Raw genomic sequence first — 18151 nt, 5'->3', positions numbered from 1 at the left:
ACGTTCCCTTCCCACCGCCTGTCCGATGGCGGCCGCCCAGCCGCCGCAGTGTGTGTTAGACCACAATTCCGCTAACCGTCAGCGAGCACAAGGGCTGGGCGCAGCTGTTCACGCCTGCCACGACGACAATCGCTCGATGTCGACGGTCACCACCGGACCGGCCAGCTCGAGCCGCTGGTACTGCGGATACTTGCGGCGCAGCAGCGCGTAACCGGTCGCCATTTCCTCGCCGCTGTAATGAATTTCGGCGCGGCCGTCGACGCGCACCCACCACAGCTTGGTCCAGTCGTCGTCGTAGTGATCGACCAGCATGCTCACCTGCGGGTTGGCTTCGATGTTGGCCAGCCTGCGCAGCCGGTGCGTCGACTTCCGCTTGGCGTCCACCGCGGTGTAGACGACGTCGCGGTGCACGGCGAACACCACCGGCACAACGTGCGGCGCCGCCTCCGGACCCACGGTGGCCAGCATCGCCACCGGAGACTCGGCGAACATGGCCTCGGCATCGAATTCGGCCATGCGTTCAGCGTATTCCGGATGCTTGCGGCGGTGGCGTCATCGTTGACTCTGGGCCGGCCGCTGCGGGGCGACGCTGATCGGCGATCGGGTCACCTGGGTCCGCGTCACGTCGAATTCCGGAGCGCGGCTGGCCCTCGTCGACGGGGAGCGTGGCCGGAACGTCGCGGCAGGCGGCGGGGCGTCGGGGGCCGCCGACCTCTGGACCGGCGGCGGTGGCGCAGGCGGTGGCGGCGACTTTCTGGCCGCCGATTCGGTGCGCGCCGGGGCGGCCGTGGTCTGCGCGGTCGGGCTGACCGTGGTGGCCTCCTCGCGGGCGGGCTCGCCGGAGCCGCGGACGATGAGCAGGACACCGGAGACGACCAGTGCGACGGCCGCGACCGCCGCGGCGACCAGCACCGTCAACATGGGCTTGGTTCGATACCAGGGCGGCGGGGCGGGTTCGAAATACCAGGTGCGCTCGTCGAACGCGTCGAACGTCCTGTCCGGTTCGGGCAGTTCGTCGTCGCCCGCCTCATCGGCGTCCGCGACGTCGACGATGTCATCGCACAGGTCGTCGAAGTCCCCCGAGGCTTCGCGTTCCGCCACACAGGAATGCTAACGCCGAAAGACCTGCACAAACGTCCGGTCGGACAAACTGAAGGGAGAAAGCGCGTTCATGTCCGCTGGCCGTTCGCGATAAGGTTCGAGCGCCTCGCATGGATTGATTCACCGCGGCGATCGGGTGCGGTAACCGCAGCGCCACTGCGCCGTTCCCGACCAGTTTCTGAAGAGACCATTGGAAGGTTCGGCAATGAACTTCACAGGCCCGGTGGCCGCAGCGGCCGCATCCGTTCTCCTGCTGGCCGGTTCGACCGCGTGCGCACCGCCGCAGAAGGGCGATGACGGCGTACAGACGGAGTCCGGCGGAAAAGCCGCCGAAGCCACCTCCGCCGAGGATTTCGGTGGAATCGATGGGCTCGTGGCGGCGGCCAAGAAGGAGGGCGAGCTCAATGTCATTGCGCTGCCGCCGGATTGGGCCAACTACGGCGCCATCATCAAGGCCTTCTCCGACAAGTACGGCATCAAGGTGAACTCCGCGCAGCCCGACGCGTCGAGCCAGGATGAGATCAACGCGGCCACCCAGCAGAAGGGTAAGAGCACCGCTCCCGACGTGTTCGACCTCGGCCAGTCCGTTGCGCTGGCCAACACCGCGATGTTCGCGCCGTACAAGGTGGCCAACTTCGACGACATCCCCGCGGCGTTCAAGGACGCGAACGCCACCTGGGTCAACGACTACGGCGGATACATGTCGATCGGATACGACTCGGCCAAGGTGCCGCCGGTGACGGCTATCGACGATCTCCTCAAGCCGGACTACCGCGGCATGGTCGCGCTCAACGGCGACCCCACCCAGGCCGGTGCCGCGTTCTCCGGTGTGCTGATGGTTGCGCTCTCCCAAGGCGGTTCGGTCGACGACATCGCGCCGGGCGTCGAGTTCTTCGCAAAGCTCGCCGACGCCGGCAACTTCCTGCCCGTCGATCCGACGCCGGCCACCATCGAGTCCGGGCAGACACCGGTCGTCATCGATTGGAACTTCACCAACGCCGCCGAAACCAAGAGGTTGCCGTCGTGGCGGGTGCTGGTGCCGCCGGCACACGCGGTCGCGGGTTACTACTACCAGGCGATCAACAAAGATGCGCCGCATCCGGCCGCCGCCCGGTTGTGGCAGGAATTCCTGTACAGCGACGAGGGACAGAATCTGTACGCGCTCGGCGGTGTGCGACCGGTCCGCGCCGACATCATGGCCGCCGACGGCAAATTGGACGCCGCGGCAACGGTCCCGGTCATCGACGGGCCGGTGACCGTGCCTTCTCCGCAGCAGACGAAGGCGGCCACCAAGTACCTGTCCGAGCACTGGGCCGCCGCGATCGGCTGAGGAGCGACGCTGAAGAAACTGCGGGATGCCGTGCCGCTGCTGCCGTTTCTGGCCGTGGTGGTGACGTTCCTGGTCGTCCCGACCGTCACGGTGATCGTCAACGCATTCTTCGCCGACGGCGTGTTCACGCTGACCCGCATCAGCGCGTTGTTCTCCGGCCCGGCGCTCTCGGCGCTGACAAGGAGCCTGGTGTTGTCGGGCAGCACCGCGCTCATCGGCGCGCTGGCCGGCGCCGTGCTGTCGTGGTTGATCGTGTCCAGCCCAGCCACTTCGATGGTGCGCCGCGCGGTGACCGCGCTGTGTAGCGTGCTGGCGCAGTTCGGCGGCGTGGCACTGGCTTTCGCGTTCCTCGCGACGATCGGGCTGAACGGAGTCCTGACGCTGTGGATCGAGCAGCTGCTCGGGTGGAATCTGGCGGCGTCGGGCTGGCTGTACGGTCTCCCCGGACTGATCGTCGTCTACGCCTACTTTCAGATCCCGCTGATGGTGATCGTGTTCGTGCCGGCACTGGAGGGTCTGCGGGAGCAGTGGCGGGAAGCGGCGGTGAGCCTGGGGGCATCGCGTGGCCAGTACTTCCGCGAAGTGGTCGTGCCGTTGCTGATGCCGGCATTCCTGGGGGCCACGCTGCTGTTGTTCGCCAACGCTTTTGCGGCGTACGCGACGGCTGCGGCGTTGGTCAGCCAGGGCAGTCCGATCGTGCCCTTGCTGATCCGGGCGGCGCTCACCAGCGAGGTGGTGTTGGGTCAGGCGGGCTTCGCCTACGCGCTGGCGCTGGAGATGATCGTCGTCGTGGCCGTGGTGATGGTGGCCTACAGCAGGTTGGTGCGACGCACGGCGGGGTGGCTTCGATGAACCTCGGCGCCAAGCTGTTTCGAGCCACGCTGTGGGTGTTGTTCGGATTGTTCTTCCTGTTCCCGCTGTATGCGATGGCCGACTTCTCCACGCGCAACATGATTGCGGACGGACGCACTCTGGCGGCGTGGGCGAACCTCGTGGCCGACGATGCGCTGTACCAGTCCATCGTGGTCTCACTGCTGCTTGCGGTGCTCACCGTGATCGGGGTGTTGGTGATCCTGCTGCCGACGATGATCTGGGTGCGCCTGCGTGCGCGGTGGATGAGTGGAGTGCTGGAATTTTCCTGCCTGCTGCCCTTGACGATTCCGGCGTTGGTCATCGTCGTCGGCCTGCGCAACGTGTACCTCTGGGTCACGTACCTGTTCGGTGAATCCGCATTGACGCTGACGTTCGTCTACCTCGTGTTGGTGTTCCCGTTCGCCTACCGCGCGCTGGACGCGGCGCTGTCGTCGATCGACCTGCCGACGCTCACCGAGGCGGCGCGCTCGCTCGGCGCCGGATGGACGTCGACGATTCTGCGCGTCGTGGTGCCCAACATCTGGTCGGGCATCCTCTCCGCGGCGTTCATCTCGATCGCCGTCGTGCTCGGCGAGTACACGATCGCGTCGCTCAGCGGGTACCAGACGTTGCCGGTGCAGATCGTGGCGATCGGTAAGTCCGACGGCCCGACCTCGGTGGCGGCGTCGTTGGCCGTGCTGCTACTCGCTTTCATTCTGCTGCTTGCCCTTTCGCTCGTGAGCCGCGGGCGTCGGGGCGTGCGGGGAGTCGCGCCATGACCGCCGGAGTGGCCGTCGAACTCAACGACCTGACGCGCGTCTACGGGCCGGTGAAGGCCCTCGACGGACTGACCCTGCACATCGAACCGGGTGAACTGGTCGCGTTACTCGGCCCGTCCGGCTGCGGCAAGACCACCGCGCTGCGCATCCTCGCGGGCCTCGACCGAGCCACCTCGGGGACGGTGTCCGTCGACGGCCGCGACGTGAGCGCGGTGCCGGCGAACAAGCGCGACATGGGCATGGTGTTTCAGGCCTACAGCCTCTTTCCGCACCTCACGGTGCTCGACAACATTGCGTTCGGCCTGAAGATGCGTCGAACGCCCAAGCGTGAGCGGCTATCTCGGGCTGCCGACATGATCGACTTGGTGGGGCTGTCCGAACACACCCACAAATTCGCAAGCGAGTTGTCGGGTGGGCAGCAGCAGCGCGTCGCGCTGGGTCGCGCCCTGGCCATCCAGCCGCGCGTGCTGCTGCTCGACGAGCCGCTTTCGGCACTGGACGCCAAGGTCCGGTCGCAGTTGCGTGACGAGATCCGCCGTGTGCAGTCCGAAGTCGGCACGACGACGCTGTTCGTCACCCACGACCAGGAGGAGGCGCTCGCCGTCGCCGACCGCGTCGCGGTGATGAGCCAGGGCAAGCTCGAACAGGTGGCGGCGCCCGCAGACCTCTACGCCAACCCGGCGACGCCGTTCGTCGCAGACTTCGTCGGGCTGAACAACAAAGTGCCGGCGGTGATCTCCGACGGCCGTGCGCATCTGCTCGACACGTCGGTGCCAACGCTGCCGGGGTCACTGGCCTCCGGAGCGGGGCTGGCGATGGTGCGTCCGGAAGCGGTCACGGTGACCGCGGACCCGGCCGGCACGTCGACGGTGCGCTCGGTGGTGTTCCTCGGTCCGTCATCCCGCGTGTACCTGACGCTGCCCGACGGCGTGAGCGTCAGCGCGCAGATGGTCAGTTCGGCGGCCCGCGCCTTCGCGCCGGGGGACGCCGTGACGGTCGGAGTCCAGGCCGACGGCGTGCTGGTGGTGCCTCCGGGAGCTAGACGTCCTTGACCGGCTCGATGCCCAGGTCGCGGTAGGTCACCAGCGCGGCGAACGGCACGTTGCGATCGGCGAAGCGCTTGGCCGCGATGTCGCCGCGGTCCACCATCGGAATCACCCCGGTGACCACCGCGCCCACCGCGGTCACCCGGTCGAAGGCGATCTCGGTCGAGCCGCCGGTACTGATCACGTCGTCGACGAGCAGTACCCGCGTACCCGCCTGCAAGCGCGTGCCCTCGATCCACTGCTCGCGGCCCCGCTGCTTCTGTTCCTTGCGGACCGAGAACCAGGCCTTGCCCGTCACCATCGCGACGCCGTGCGCCAACGGGTCTGCGCCCATGGTCAGCCCGCCGACCGCGTCGAACTCGATGCCGCGGCGCTCGGCCAACTCCGCGACCGCACGGCTGACGATCGTCAACCGCTCACCGGTGTCGATCGCGTATTTGCCGTCGATGTAGTCGTGGCTGAGCTGGCCGCTGGCCAACTTGAACGGCTCCTCGCGACGTTCGTGACCGCGGGTGGCGATGAGGTCGAACGCCGCTTGCCAGGAGGCCGGTCGCCCGGCGGCTGCAGACATACCCGCGATCGTATTTCAGCCCCGGCGCGCCAGCCGCGTCAGCTCCACGGCGGCCGAACGCAATTCGCCGATGGAGTCGATCGGCGCGCGGTAGCCGATCCGGGTGTAGGCCATGCCCCGGTCGGTCATGATCCGCAGGTCCAGGCCGTAGCGGTCGACGCTCGTGCAGGTCGCCGCGGTGGTGTCCGGATAGCCGCCGAGGACTTTGGCCATCGCGACCAGCGCGTCGCCATGGTCGGCGTTGAGGTGTTCGACGGCGCCGGCCGCCAGTGGCTGCACCGGGTCCGGGCGCGCGGCGGCGTAGGCCTCACCCGTCGCCGAGTCCATGCGGCCGTACCCACCGACCCACCGCACGCGGTGCACCCGCAGCACCCACAGCGTGAAATCGCTGTAGTCGATGTAGTACTTCGCGGCCGCGACGGCCGACAGGTGCGCTTCCCGCGCGGCGGCCAACTCGTCGCCGACGGGTCGGTCCGCCACGCCCGCCAGCGTGATCCGTCCGCTGGCAAGCGGGTCGGTCTCCGAGGCCGGCGCGACGATCGCGATGCTGGCCCGCGGATCCTTGCCGAGGTTGCGGCCGTGCTCGGCGAGGTTGGACACGCACAGCACCGGGGAGCCGTCGAGCAGCCCGTACGTCACGAACGACGCCCACGGGTCGCCGTCGGCGGTCAGCGTCGCGAGTGTTCCGGTGTTGGTGGACGCGGCGATCGTGCGGGCTTCCTCGGCCGCCGACGGCCGGACCGCGTTGACCACCTCCGTCAGCGGCGGAGGAACGGACGGTGCGTCACCGGGGTCGCCGTGATCACGTGTTGCCACGCCGGAACGATACCGAAGCGGCCGCCCGTCGCCGCCTCGAGCCTCAGCCACCGAGCGCGGCGATCAGGTCCTTGATCCGGGTGGTTTCTTCCTCGGTGGCGGGTTCCTCCGCCTCCACGGCTTCGATCAGGTCCTTGCGCAGTCCGACGCCGTTCGCGGCTTCCTTGCTCGACAGCTTGGCGTTGACCCGCGCGACGTAGAGGCGCTGTCCGAGCGTGGCGTTCGGTCCCGTCGCGGCGTTCTCCATCAACTCGTCGTAGCGCTTGCGGACACCGCTGAGCGCGACGATGACCGACGGTGTGGGGCGGCTGCGACCCGCCGCCTCCGTCAGCGAGCCTTGCAGCTTGCGCAGTCCGGCGAGGATGACACCTGCGCGCTCCGAGAACTCCGGATCGCCATGGCCGGGAAGTGCTTCGATGGCGGCGTCGTACATGTGCATGGCCGCATCGGCCATCCCGACAATTACCGGAGCTTCACCGTCGTTCGGCGTCGAATCAGCCACAACACTCGCTTCGTTCGGGGATCAAGATCGCAAGACGTCGAAACCGTAGCTTGTCTGGAACGCCGATTCAACCGCTCCACGCGCCCAGGGCACGGAGCTACGGCGATTCGATTCTTAGCGTCGTGGGTAGGTTGGAGACCGTATGGATCAACGCAGCGGTGTCCGAGCTTCCGACGCATCCGCCGACCACGACCCGGCGGAGGGCAGTCACGTCGAGGATGGTGTCGTCGAGCACCCCACCGCCGAAGACTTCGGCCACGCCCGGGTGCTGCCCGAGGATCGCACGTGGTTCAAGCGCGCCGTCTTCTACGAAGTGCTGGTGCGCGCGTTCTACGACTCGAACTCCGACGGCATCGGCGACCTGTGCGGGCTGACAGAACAACTCGACTACGTGAAGTGGCTTGGGGTGGACTGCCTTTGGCTGCCCCCGTTTTACGATTCGCCGCTGCGCGACGGCGGCTACGACATCCGGGACTTCTACAAGGTGCTGCCCGAATTCGGCACCGTCGACGACTTCGTCGATCTGCTCGACGCAGCGCACCGCCGGGGCATCCGGGTCATCACCGATCTCGTCATGAACCACACGTCCGACTCGCACGCATGGTTTCAGGAGTCACGTAGGGACCCGGACGGGCCGTACGGCGACTTCTACGTGTGGAGCGACACCAGCGACAAGTACAAAGACGCCCGGATCATCTTCGTCGACACCGAGGAATCGAACTGGACCTTCGACCCGGTGCGGCGGCAGTTCTACTGGCACCGGTTCTTCAGCCATCAGCCCGACCTCAACTACGACAACCCCGCCGTGCAGGAGGCGATGCTCGACGTCCTGCGGTTCTGGCTCGACATCGGCATCGACGGCTTCCGGTTGGACGCGGTGCCGTACCTGTTCGAGCGAGAGGGCACCAACTGCGAGAACCTGCCCGAGACGCATGCGTTCCTCAAGCACTGCCGCAAGGTGATCGACGACGAGTACCCGGGCCGCGTGCTGTTGGCCGAGGCGAACCAGTGGCCCGCCGACGTGGTCGAGTACTTCGGCGACCCGGACACCGGCGGCGACGAATGCCACATGGCGTTCCACTTCCCTTTGATGCCGCGGATCTTCATGGCGGTCCGCCGCGAATCGCGGTTCCCGATCTCCGAGATCCTGGCGCATACGCCCGACATCCCGGAGATGGCGCAGTGGGGCATCTTCCTTCGCAACCACGACGAGTTGACGTTGGAGATGGTCACCGACGAAGAGCGCGACTACATGTACTCCGAGTACGCCAAGGATCCGCGGATGAAGGCCAACGTCGGGATCCGGCGACGGCTGGCACCGCTTCTGGACAACGACCGCAATCAGATGGAGTTGTTCACCGCGCTGCTGCTGTCGCTGCCCGGTTCGCCGGTGCTGTACTACGGCGACGAGATCGGGATGGGCGACATCATCTGGCTCGGCGACCGCGACGCGGTGCGGACCCCGATGCAGTGGACGCCCGACCGCAACGCCGGCTTCTCGACCGCGACGCCCGGCCGGGTGTATCTGCCGCCGAACCAGGATGCGATCTACGGTTATCAAGCGGTCAACGTCGAAGCCCAGCGCGACATCTCGAACTCGCTGCTCAACTGGACCCGCACCATGCTCGCCGTGCGCAGCCGCCACGACGCGTTCGCCATCGGCAGCTTCCACGAATTGGGCGGCTCGAACCCGTCCGTGCTCACCTACGTCCGCGAGATCGAGAAGGAAAGCGGCGAGAAGGACACCGTGCTGTGCGTCAACAACCTGTCCCGTTTCCCGCAACCCATCGAGTTGAATCTGCAGGCCTACAACGGGTACACGCCGGTAGAGATGACCGGGTACGTTGAGTTCCCCCGCATCGGCCAGCTGCCCTACCTGCTGACCCTGCCCGGCCACGGGTTCTACTGGTTCTCGCTGAAGGCGCCCAGCCCCGAGCTTGGAGAACAGTGATGTCCCTGCCCTTCGACGAATGGCTACCCCACCAGCGGTGGTATGCCGGCCGCAGCCGCGAGTTGGCCTCGGTTCAGGAGGCCGCACGCGTTTCCTTGCGCGACGATCTGGACCTCATGCTGCTCGACGTGTCCTACACCGACGGCTCGAGTGAGCGGTATCAGTTACTGGTGCGGTGGGATACCGGGCCGATCGAGGAGTTCCTCGACGTCGCGACGATCGGTGCCGAGGGCGACCGCACCGCCTACGACGCGCTCTACGAGCCGGCCGCCGCGCAGTACCTGCTGTCGCTCATCGACTCGTCGGCGACCGTGGGCTCCGGCGAGAACACCGTGCGCTTCGTCAAGGAGCCCGGGGTCGAGTTACCGCTGGAAGCCGCACCGCGGGTGTCCGCGGCCGAACAGAGCAACACCAGCGTGGTGTTCGAGGAGGAGGCGATCCTCAAGCTGTTCCGCCGCATCACGCCCGGGACGAACCCCGACATCGAGTTGAACCGCGTGCTGGCGCGCGCCGGCAACCCGCATGTGGCGCGGCTGCTGGGTTCTTTCGAGACGACCTGGGACGGCGAACCGTGCGCGCTGGGCATGCTCACGGAGTTCGCGGCGACCTCGGCCGAGGGCTGGGACATGGCGACCGCCAGCACCCGCGACCTGTTCGCCGAAGGGGACCTGTACGCCGACGAGGTGGGCGGCGACTTCGCCGGGGAGTCCTACCGGCTCGGCGAGGCGGTCGCGTCGGTGCATGCGACGCTGGCCGACGAACTGGGCACCGAGACCACGGTGTTCCCGGCCGACACCGCGCTGGAGCGGCTGGCGTCGGCGGCCAGGTCGGTGCCCGCCCTCGAGCAGTACGCGCCGCTGATCGAGGAGCGATACCGCAAGCTTTCCGAGGAGACCGTAAAGGTTCAGCGCATCCACGGCGACCTGCATCTCGGCCAGGTGCTGCGCATTCCGGAGGGTTGGCTGCTGATCGACTTCGAAGGCGAGCCAGGCCAGCCGCTCGAGGAACGCCGTCGCCCCGACTCACCGCTGCGCGATGTGGCCGGGCTGCTGAGGTCCTTCGAGTACGCCGCCTATCAACGCCTGATGGAACAGTCCTCCGACGAGGACCACGACCGTCAGCTCGGGGCGCGGGCACGCGAGTGGGTGGACCGCAACGCCGCGTCGTTCTGCGAGGGCTACGCCGAGGTGTCCGGCGCGGATCCGCGCGACTCCGGGCAGCTGCTGGCGGCCTATGAGCTGGACAAGGCGGTCTACGAGGCCGCTTACGAGGCGCGCTTCCGGCCGAGTTGGTTGCCGATCCCGCTGAAGTCGATCGCCCGGATCGTCGGCTGACCCGGCCCGCGGCCGCGTTTAGCGACGGGGCAGGCGGGCAACCGAACTACTGTGAGCGCAAATCCGGACCCAGGTTCTTCACCCAACGACGACGGCGGTGTCGGCGACACGCTGAGCCCGACGGAGGCGTTCGACTCCGACGACGTGCGCAATGACGACGGCGACGAAACCGTCGACCCGCCGGAGGAGTGGCGGGAGGCCGACAAGGTCAACGCCGATGGTGAGGTCGACGAGACCCTCGACGAGAAACTCGCTGCCGAGGAGCCCGACGTGGCCCAGCGGCCGACCGACGAGGGCGTGCAGATGGACCGCATCAATCCGGACGACCACGGCTCCGACGAGGGCCAGGTCAGTGGGACGCCGGAAGACGGGGATTCGTTCTTTCCGGTCGTCGAATGAGTTGGTCCCTCGGTTAGCCGCTCTGCGCCTGCAGCACCACCACTGACCGGGCCTCGACCGTGATGGCGGTACCGGCGTTGAGCGGCTTGGGCTCCGACTCGTCGGCCGGGTCCTTCCCGGTGTTGATCACCGGCGTCCACGCCGGACCGAACTGTTCACTCGGGAGCGTGAACTCGATGGCCTCGTGGTGGGCGTTGAAGCACAGCACGAACGAGTCGTCGACCACGCGCTGCCCACGGACGTCGCGGTCGGGGATTCCGTTGCCGTTGAGGTAGACCGCGATCGTCTTGGCGAAGCCGCTTTCCCAGTCTTCGTCGCTCATCTCCGAACCGTCGGGTGCGAACCAGGAGATATCTGGCAGCCGCTCACCGCCGCGCTGCCGCACGGGACGGCCGGAGAAGAACCGGCGCCGACGGAATATCGGGTGCGCGGCGCGTAGGGCCGACACCGTGCGGGTGAAGTCCATCAGGTCGGCATCCGCGGTGGCCCAGTCGATCCAGGACAGCTCGTTGTCCTGGCAGTAGACGTTGTTGTTGCCCTGCTGTGTGCGGCCGAGTTCGTCGCCGTGCGCGATCATCGGCACGCCCTGCGACAGCAGCAGCGTGGTGAGGAAGTTGCGTTGCTGGCGGGCCCGCAGCGCGTTGACCTGCGGGTCGTCGGTGGGCCCCTCGGCGCCGCAGTTCCACGACCGGTTGTGGCTCTCGCCGTCGCGGTTGTCCTCGCCGTTGGCCTCGTTGTGTTTCTCGTTGTAGGACACCAGGTCCCGCAGCGTGAAGCCGTCGTGCGCGACGACGAAGTTGATGGAGGCGACCGGACGGCGGCCGGTGTGCTCGTAGAGGTCCGACGAACCGGTGAGCCGAGACGCGAACTCGTCGATGGTCGCGGATTCGCCGCGCCAGTAGTCGCGGACGGTGTCGCGGTATTTGCCGTTCCACTCCGTCCATTGCGGCGGGAAGCCGCCGACCTGATAGCCGCCGGGGCCGACGTCCCACGGCTCGGCGATCAGCTTGACCTGGCTGACGGTTGGATCCTGTTGCACGAGTTCGAAGAACGTGGAGAGCTTGTCCACGTCGTAGAACTCGCGGGCCAGCGTTGAGGCCAGGTCAAACCGGAAGCCGTCGACGTGCATCTCGGTGACCCAGTACCGCAGCGAATCCATGATCAACTGCAGTGAATGCGGGTGGCCGACGTTGAGGCTGTTGCCCGTGCCGGTGTAATCCATGTAGTAGCGCTTGTCGTCGTCGACGAGCCGGTAGTACGCGGAGTTGTCGATACCGCGGAACGACAGCGTCGGGCCCAGGTGATTGCCCTCGGCGGTGTGGTTGTAGACCACGTCGAGGATCACCTCGATGTCGGCTTCGTGCAGCGCGCGCACCATCGCCTTGAACTCCTGCACCTGACCGCCCGGATTGGGGTTCGAGCTGTACTTGGAATCCGGTGCGAGGAAGGCGATGGTGTTGTAACCCCAGTAGTTGGACAGGCCCTTGTCGACCAAGGTCGAGTCGTTGGCGAAATGGTGCACCGGCATCAACTCGATCGCGGTCACGCCCAGCGACTTGAGGTGCTCGATGATGACCGGGTGGCCCACCGCGGCGTAGGTGCCACGGATCTGTTCGGGGATGTCGGGATGCGTTTGGGTCAGGCCCTTTACGTGAGCCTCGTAGATGATCGAATCGGCGTACTCGTGGCCCGGCGGGCGGTCCACGCCCCAGTCGAAGTACGGGTTGATCACCACGCACTTCGGCATGTTCGGCGCCGAGTCGTCGTCGTTGCGGCTGTCGGGGTCACCGAAGTTGTAGCTGAACAGCGACTGGCCCCAATCGAATTGGCCGTCGATGGCCTTCGCGTACGGGTCGATCAGCAGCTTGTTCGGGTTGCACCTATGCCCTGCGACCGGCTCATAAGGCCCGTGCACCCGGTACCCGTAGCGCTGGCCGGGCTCGATGTTCGGGATGAAGCCGTGCCACACGAACGCGTCGACCTCGGGCAGCGTCACCCGGGTCTCGGTGCCCTGTGCGTCGAACAGGCACAGCTCGACCTTCTCGGCGGCTTCGCTGAACACCGCGAAGTTGGTGCCGAAGCCGTCGTAGGTGGCACCGAGTGGATAGGGCTTGCCCGGCCAGATCTCCACGGGAGCGGCTTGCGGGGTGGCGGCTTGGGTCAATGCACACTCCAGACGACGAACGAACAGACCATCCGAACCATACGGGTGTGCCCGGTGAGGCAACATCGCAACCACATCGCACCGAAGTCCGCCAGCGCAGGGAGATCATGTGTCCAGCCGTCCCGACCTGCCCACTTATCGGACGTTGTTGACCGACGTCGATGCTGGTGTGGCCACTGTCACGCTCAACCGGCCGCGGCAACGCAACGCGGTCGGCGACGGCATGCGCGAAGAACTGGCCGACGCCTATCAAAGGCTCGACCGTGACGACCGGATCCGCGTCGTCGTGCTCACCGGGACCCCGCCCGCTTTCTGCGCGGGTGCCGACCTCGGGTCCGGCGAGGACACCTTCGCCGCGCCCGGTGTGGGCTTCAGCGCCGCGGGCATCGACGTTCCCGCATGGACGTTGGGCAAACCCGTCATCGCGGCGGTCAACGGGCACGCCATCGGGCTCGGACTCACCCTGGCCTTGCAGTGCGACATCCGTTTCTTCGCGGCGGATGCGCGCTACGGCGTGGTGCAGGTGCGGCGCGGCGTCGTCGGAGACGCCTCTTCACATTGGGTGCTGCCGCGGGTGGTCGGCATCGCGCGGGCCGCCGAAATACTCTTGACCGGTGCGGTTTTCGACGGCCACCGAGCTGTCGAGCTGGGTGTGGCCAACAGGGTGCTGCCGGCCGAGGAGGTATTGCCTGCGGCATTGGAGGTCGCCCACGACATCGCGACGAATACCGCGCCGATGTCGGTGGCGGCCAGCAAGCGGTTGCTGTGGGACTCGTTCGACCTCGACCGCGCTGCGGTGGGCGCACGCGAGACGGCGATTCACCTCGCGCTCATGGGCCATGACGACGCGAGGGAAGGCGTGCGTGCCTACCTGCAGGGGCGGGCGCCGTCGTGGACGGGCAGGCCGGTGGATCCGACGGCCGGCTAGGCGATTTCGACGCCCGCCTCGCGTAAGTCGGCGAGTGCCTTGGCGGTCGACTCGGGCGCGACACCGGCCGTCAGGTCGAGCAGCACCCGGGTGGAGAAGCCGTTGGCCGCGGCGTCGGCGGCGGTCGCCTTGACGCAGTGGTCGGTCGCGAGGCCGACCACGTCCACCTCGTCGACCCCGCGGTTGCGCAGCCAGTCGGCCAGCGACGTGCCGTCGTCGTCGGTGCCTTCGAACCCGCTGTAGGCGGCCGAGTATTCACCCTTGGTGAAGACGGCCTCGACCGCGTCGGGTCGGAATTGCGGATGGAAGTCGACGCCGGCCGAGCCGACCACACAATGCCGCGGCCAGGACGTCACGAAATCCGGGTTGTCGGAGAAGTGGTCGCCGGGATCGACGTGAAAGTCCTTGGTGGCCACGATATGTGCGTAGTCGGTCTGGCCCGCGAGCAACTCGCTGATGGCCCGTGCGACGTCGCCGCCGCCGGTGACGGCCAGCGAACCGCCCTCGCAGAAGTCGTTCTGCACGTCGACGATGATGAGCGCCTTCATCCTTCCGACGCTACCCCCCGAACAGCAGGTACAGCCCGGTGAAGGTGTAGCCCACCATGACCAGCATCATCGCGAGTTGTCCGGTCAGCTGATAGCCGGACGGCAGTATCCGCAGCGCTCTGTCGTGCGCCGCGACCACCCCGGCGATGTGGCCGGCGACGACGAACCCGACCTTGAGGGTCGAGAGCACCGTGGGATGTTGGGACAGGAAATAGCTCACCTCGGCGTTGCCGAGTCCGAGGAGGTTCCAGCCGCGGCCCAGCGGATCGGCCAGCAAGATGATGGTCTGTTGTCCACGCTCGATGAGGTACGTCAGGTAGTGGGCGAACACATATCCGATGACGATCGGGATCAGCGAATGCGCCATCAGGCCGGGCAGTCGGCGGCGGCGGTCGCGGTCGACACCGCCGGTGGCGATCGACGCGAGCCAGAACGTGCAGGCGACGATCGCCGCGAACGAGAACAGGCCTGCGGTTCTGATCAGGGTTGCCGTCAGCCCTGACGAGGAGTTGTCGTCGACGAAGGTTCGCCAGGCCGGCATCGCCGAAAAGCTGTCGAACGCAGTCGATCCCAATAGGACGGCGACGGCCGCGACGGTGCCCGGTCGCACCGGCAGCGACACAAGGTGGTCGAACGGATTGCCGATCGCGACCCGGCCGGTGTCGGGATCCCGGCGGAACGGCGACACGCGTGACGCCACCACGCTGTACACCTCGAACGGATCGGCCCGCGCACACCACCGCTCACCACAAAGCAGCGCGCCGGCCAGGGTGACCCCGAGGTAGATCAGCAGCCAGATCCGGATGGCGGCAACGGAACCCGGGTTGGGGCTGGCCAGTTCCAGCCAGACGAACGCGAACAGGCCGAAGACCGCCGGCCAGTAGCCCAGCCACGCCGGGTAGATCAGGCCCAGCGAACGACCGCCCAACAGGCGAAGAACCGCCCGCACCGGCGATATCGCCCGCCACACGGGGCCGATGATCAGCGACACCGCCACCAGGCCGACCCACAGCAAGACGTAGAACACGCCGGGTAGCGGATTCCTCTCGTCTTGGGGGCCCGCCACCGCGGCGATGCCCACCCACACCGCGAACGCCAACCCGGCGAGCGCGACGATCCAGCGGGTCACCGGCGCGTCCACCGCCGTCGACACCCAACGGGGAAGGGGCCGTACGGAATTGGCCGGATCGAACCGCGGCTTCCGCCAAGCGAGCGCGACCACCGCGAACGTGAACGTCAACGCCCACGCCGCACCGATCAGCGCATAGGTGAAAGGAATCGGCAGATCGGTCGAACCACCGAGACCGTGGGCCAGTACGGAAACCGACGGCCCCGGCATCACTGCTGGACTTGGACGGTGGCGACGACCCGGTTCAGCTCATGCAGTTCGATGTCGACGTTGCCGGGCACATCCACGGTGAACTGGAACTGTTGACCGGGCTTCGGCGCCACCTTGAACGTGTGCTCAGGCACCGAGTGCACGTGTAGCTCGTCTGCCGCGTCGCTGTTGACCCGCAGCACAATCGGCTCATTCACCTTGCCCTGCACCTGTGCGTTGGTGGGGGTGACGTTGCCGCCCTCGATCGTGATGTCGATGGTGAGCCGATCAGGCGGCCGCTGCTGATCGGGCATGTCGGACGGACTCACCGTCGACTGCGCCGGACTGCCTGCTTCGGTGTCGGTGCTCTGGGAGCCGCCGCACCCGGCGGTCAGGAGCGCGACAGCGGCCACGATGCCGATTGCGGATCGTCGGCTGAGGGTGGGAATCACGGTGTCCCTTCGTCGGTCGGTCGGGTTTCGCGTTTGCGACGGTTCTTCACCGCGATATACACCACCACCCCGGCGACGACGATCGCCGGGGCGAAAGCGGGCACCGCAAGCCACACCGGGTGGTCGGCCAGAATCAGGACATCTGGGCCGTCCGGTTGGCCGATCATGCTTGGGCGGTCGGCTGTAGTTCTGCTTCCCTGCCCGACGGTTCGCTGTTGTTGATCCGGCCGCCGCCCCAGGTGACGCCCGCGACCATCGCGAGGCTGCAGACCAGCACGATCAGGCAGCCGATCAGCCACAGCGACTGGGGAATGTCCGGGCTGCGCTCACGCTGCAGAATCGTGATCTCGGAGACGAAGGGACGTGTCATCGACGCCTCGGCGGGCACCTCTTCGGCGCCGATCCCCGGATCGCCCGCCAGGTAGATCGGCACCGCGGCCAGCGTGCGGCCGTCGTGCACGCGCAGCAACGTCTTCCACGTACCGGACACCGGCATCGGTTCGGTGGATCGGTAGTGGCCCGGCCCCACCTGTTCGAGGTGGTCGATGAAGATGCCGCGGTCATTGGGCAGTTCACCCTGCCACCCGAGCACGGAAACCCAGTTCGGATCGTCGCTCACCAGGTTCGCGGGCGTGATCTGCACGTCCGCGGTCACGTACCGCTCACCCTCGGCGTTCGGGACCTCGGTGAGAGTGATTGCCGCCGAGGCACTTTCGGGGACGTCATAGCGAAGTCCGTTGGCCGTTGCACCGCCGATGGCCAACACCGTCAGCACGACGAGGCCGACCCCGACGGCGCGGCGGGGTAGCCGCTGCGAGGTCAACACCATGCCGACCATCGCGCCGCAGGCGCCGACGAGCACCGCGACCGGAACCGCCATGGCCAATGCTTCCGGCCAGAGGCTGGTGGGCCACGGCAGGTGATAGACGGCGTTGATCCAAAGCGATTCCAGCCACAGCCCCACGGTGCCGATACCGAGGCCGGCGACCAGACCGAACACGACGGGCCGCTTCAACAGAGGGGTCAGTGCCAGGAGTTCGACGACCAGTGCCGCCCCGAGGTAGAGCGGGAACCAGTTGATCGGCGCATCGAGGACGGGGCCGACCACCAGCGCTACCAGGCCGCGCAGCCCGATCGCGATGATCGCCGCGAGCAGGGCCGCGCCTCGGCCCATGTATATGCGGGCGGCCACCAGCGCCAGCGCCGCGGCGGCGGCGATCAGCATGGGCTGGAACACCTGCCGGAACTGCGGTACCCCGAAGTCGAATTCGATCTGGTAGACGGACGCGCCGATGAGCACGCCGGCGAACGCCAGGTACTGCACGAACTTGAGGCCGATGCCGTCGGGTGGGGTGTCGTCCGTCCGGACGCGCTGGCCTTCTTTCTCCAGGTACAGCGCGGCCAACGTGGAAAAGCCGGCACCACCGATCATCATCAGGTGCGTCGGGCCCCACAGCGTGACGTCCTGGCCGAAGATGCGGTGCCAGATGTCGTCGAGCGGGAAACCCATCAGTGCGTAGAGCCCGCAGCCGGCCATCACGACCCCGCCGACCGGGGCGTACCAGTCGTCGGTGATGCGAACGGCGGCCGGACCGGGCTTTTCATAGGGCAGCACCATCGCGGTGCAGCCCGCGACGAAGATGCCGAACAGGCCGATCAGGATGAAGTAGTGCGCCGGATTGGCCAGTGCGCCGTCGTCACGGCCGTTGCCGATGTGCAGGCTGACGTCCCAGATGAAGCCGAACAAGGCGCAGATGATCGACGCGATGAACAACGCGATGGGCAGCGCCACCCAAGACGGGCGCTTGAAACGCCGTCCGGACCAGTCGCCGAGGCGTGCCAACCAGGTGATCTTGTGGTTGCGGTGCATCCAGCCGATCCACAACAGCAATGCCGCGACCACCGCGCCGGCGACCGAGAGGCCGATCACTTCGTTGAGCGCGGCACCCCCGCCCTCGTCCTGCGCGATAAACGAAATTTCCGTACTTCCCGTCATCTGCCCACCTGCTGACTGTCGGAGGAAACTTCTTACTCGTCGGTAATGTTGCCAGAAGCCGCCG

Annotated in this window: 19 protein-coding genes; 8 read left to right on the top strand and 11 right to left on the bottom strand. The window is 67.2% G+C overall.

Annotated features, from left to right (window positions below; translation table 11 throughout):
* Nucleotides 1-108: 108 nt before the first annotated feature.
* Both G6N18_RS15285 and G6N18_RS15280 read right to left on the bottom strand, forming a co-directional pair.
* Nucleotides 109-516 carry a TIGR03668 family PPOX class F420-dependent oxidoreductase gene (locus G6N18_RS15285; RefSeq protein WP_083003612.1) on the bottom strand — a complete coding sequence of 136 codons (408 nt, stop codon included), beginning with the start codon at nucleotides 514-516 and terminating at the stop codon, nucleotides 109-111.
* 36 nt (nucleotides 517-552) lie between these two features.
* Nucleotides 553-1101 carry a hypothetical protein gene (locus tag G6N18_RS15280; protein ID WP_083003616.1) on the bottom strand — a complete coding sequence of 183 codons (549 nt, stop codon included), beginning with the start codon at nucleotides 1099-1101 and terminating at the stop codon, nucleotides 553-555.
* A 205-nt stretch (nucleotides 1102-1306) separates the two neighbouring features.
* Between G6N18_RS15280 and G6N18_RS15275 the strand changes: the two genes are divergently transcribed.
* The 4 genes from G6N18_RS15275 to G6N18_RS15260 are packed head-to-tail and all read left to right on the top strand — an operon-like array spanning nucleotide 1307 to nucleotide 5114.
* On the top strand, nucleotides 1307-2431 hold the full coding sequence (locus G6N18_RS15275; RefSeq protein ID WP_067224663.1) for an ABC transporter substrate-binding protein: 1125 nt from the start codon (nucleotides 1307-1309) through the stop codon (nucleotides 2429-2431).
* Nucleotides 2432-2461: 30 nt separating this feature from the next.
* Complete coding sequence (locus tag G6N18_RS15270; protein WP_234806193.1) at nucleotides 2462-3283, top strand: ABC transporter permease; 822 nt, start codon at nucleotides 2462-2464, stop codon at nucleotides 3281-3283.
* Nucleotides 3280-4062 (top strand): ABC transporter permease, encoded by a 783-nt coding sequence (locus G6N18_RS15265; protein WP_067224658.1) that lies wholly within the window; start codon nucleotides 3280-3282, stop codon nucleotides 4060-4062. Before G6N18_RS15270 ends, G6N18_RS15265 begins: the two co-directional genes overlap by 4 nt.
* Nucleotides 4059-5114 carry an ABC transporter ATP-binding protein gene (locus G6N18_RS15260; RefSeq protein WP_067224655.1) on the top strand — a complete coding sequence of 352 codons (1056 nt, stop codon included), beginning with the start codon at nucleotides 4059-4061 and terminating at the stop codon, nucleotides 5112-5114. The genes G6N18_RS15265 and G6N18_RS15260 overlap by 4 nt, the downstream gene beginning before the upstream one ends.
* On the opposite strand, the gene pyrE is transcribed toward G6N18_RS15260, so the two are convergent.
* From pyrE to G6N18_RS15245, 3 genes are read right to left on the bottom strand one after another with little or no spacing between them, the layout of a single operon-like run.
* Complete coding sequence (pyrE, locus tag G6N18_RS15255; RefSeq protein ID WP_067224653.1) at nucleotides 5101-5679, bottom strand: orotate phosphoribosyltransferase; 579 nt, start codon at nucleotides 5677-5679, stop codon at nucleotides 5101-5103. The genes G6N18_RS15260 and pyrE overlap by 14 nt on opposite strands.
* A gap of 15 nt (nucleotides 5680-5694) precedes the next feature.
* Complete coding sequence (locus G6N18_RS15250) at nucleotides 5695-6495, bottom strand: HugZ family pyridoxamine 5'-phosphate oxidase (protein ID WP_067224650.1); 801 nt, start codon at nucleotides 6493-6495, stop codon at nucleotides 5695-5697.
* A 43-nt stretch (nucleotides 6496-6538) separates the two neighbouring features.
* Entirely contained in the window at nucleotides 6539-6928 is a 390-nt protein-coding gene (locus tag G6N18_RS15245; protein WP_083003832.1) for a hypothetical protein, read from the bottom strand.
* A gap of 211 nt (nucleotides 6929-7139) precedes the next feature.
* Here G6N18_RS15245 and treS point away from each other — a divergent pair, with 211 nt between their 5' ends.
* Genes treS through G6N18_RS15230 form a run of 3 tightly spaced genes read left to right on the top strand, consistent with a single transcriptional unit; the run spans nucleotide 7140 to nucleotide 10681 of the window.
* A complete protein-coding gene (treS, locus tag G6N18_RS15240) occupies nucleotides 7140-8948 on the top strand; it encodes a maltose alpha-D-glucosyltransferase (protein ID WP_083003623.1) in 1809 nt (602 codons plus the stop codon).
* Complete coding sequence (locus G6N18_RS15235; protein ID WP_083003626.1) at nucleotides 8948-10282, top strand: maltokinase N-terminal cap-like domain-containing protein; 1335 nt, start codon at nucleotides 8948-8950, stop codon at nucleotides 10280-10282. Before treS ends, G6N18_RS15235 begins: the two co-directional genes overlap by 1 nt.
* 51 nt (nucleotides 10283-10333) lie before the next feature.
* On the top strand, nucleotides 10334-10681 hold the full coding sequence (locus tag G6N18_RS15230; RefSeq protein ID WP_067224643.1) for a hypothetical protein: 348 nt from the start codon (nucleotides 10334-10336) through the stop codon (nucleotides 10679-10681).
* A gap of 13 nt (nucleotides 10682-10694) precedes the next feature.
* Here the strand turns inward: G6N18_RS15230 and glgX are convergent, their stop codons facing one another.
* Complete coding sequence (glgX, locus tag G6N18_RS15225; protein ID WP_234806194.1) at nucleotides 10695-12845, bottom strand: glycogen debranching protein GlgX; 2151 nt, start codon at nucleotides 12843-12845, stop codon at nucleotides 10695-10697.
* Nucleotides 12846-12954: 109 nt separating this feature from the next.
* On the opposite strand from glgX, the gene G6N18_RS15220 reads away from it, so the two are divergent.
* Nucleotides 12955-13773, top strand: coding sequence for an enoyl-CoA hydratase/isomerase family protein (locus tag G6N18_RS15220; RefSeq protein ID WP_083003632.1), 819 nt, complete (start codon nucleotides 12955-12957; stop codon nucleotides 13771-13773).
* Here G6N18_RS15220 and G6N18_RS15215 read toward each other — a convergent pair.
* The 5 genes from G6N18_RS15215 to G6N18_RS15200 are packed head-to-tail and all read right to left on the bottom strand — an operon-like array spanning nucleotide 13770 to nucleotide 18087.
* Complete coding sequence (locus G6N18_RS15215) at nucleotides 13770-14321, bottom strand: isochorismatase family protein (RefSeq protein WP_083003635.1); 552 nt, start codon at nucleotides 14319-14321, stop codon at nucleotides 13770-13772. The two genes, G6N18_RS15220 and G6N18_RS15215, sit on opposite strands and share 4 nt — an antisense overlap.
* 10 nt (nucleotides 14322-14331) lie before the next feature.
* Nucleotides 14332-15660: a hypothetical protein gene (locus G6N18_RS15210; RefSeq protein ID WP_067224636.1), complete on the bottom strand. Its 1329-nt coding sequence runs from the start codon at nucleotides 15658-15660 to the stop codon at nucleotides 14332-14334.
* Nucleotides 15660-16091, bottom strand: a complete 432-nt coding sequence (locus tag G6N18_RS15205; RefSeq protein ID WP_067224632.1) for a hypothetical protein — start codon at nucleotides 16089-16091, stop codon at nucleotides 15660-15662. Before G6N18_RS15205 ends, G6N18_RS15210 begins: the two co-directional genes overlap by 1 nt.
* Nucleotides 16088-16258, bottom strand: a complete 171-nt coding sequence (locus tag G6N18_RS24265; protein ID WP_165606491.1) for a hypothetical protein — start codon at nucleotides 16256-16258, stop codon at nucleotides 16088-16090. Before G6N18_RS24265 ends, G6N18_RS15205 begins: the two co-directional genes overlap by 4 nt.
* Nucleotides 16255-18087 (bottom strand): hypothetical protein, encoded by a 1833-nt coding sequence (locus G6N18_RS15200; RefSeq protein WP_083003638.1) that lies wholly within the window; start codon nucleotides 18085-18087, stop codon nucleotides 16255-16257. The genes G6N18_RS24265 and G6N18_RS15200 overlap by 4 nt, the downstream gene beginning before the upstream one ends.
* Nucleotides 18088-18151: the final 64 nt, after the last annotated feature.

This window comes from Mycolicibacterium celeriflavum (assembly GCF_010731795.1).
GTDB lineage: Bacteria > Actinomycetota > Actinomycetes > Mycobacteriales > Mycobacteriaceae > Mycobacterium > Mycobacterium celeriflavum.
This window is presented reverse-complemented; position numbering and strand designations above follow the sequence as displayed.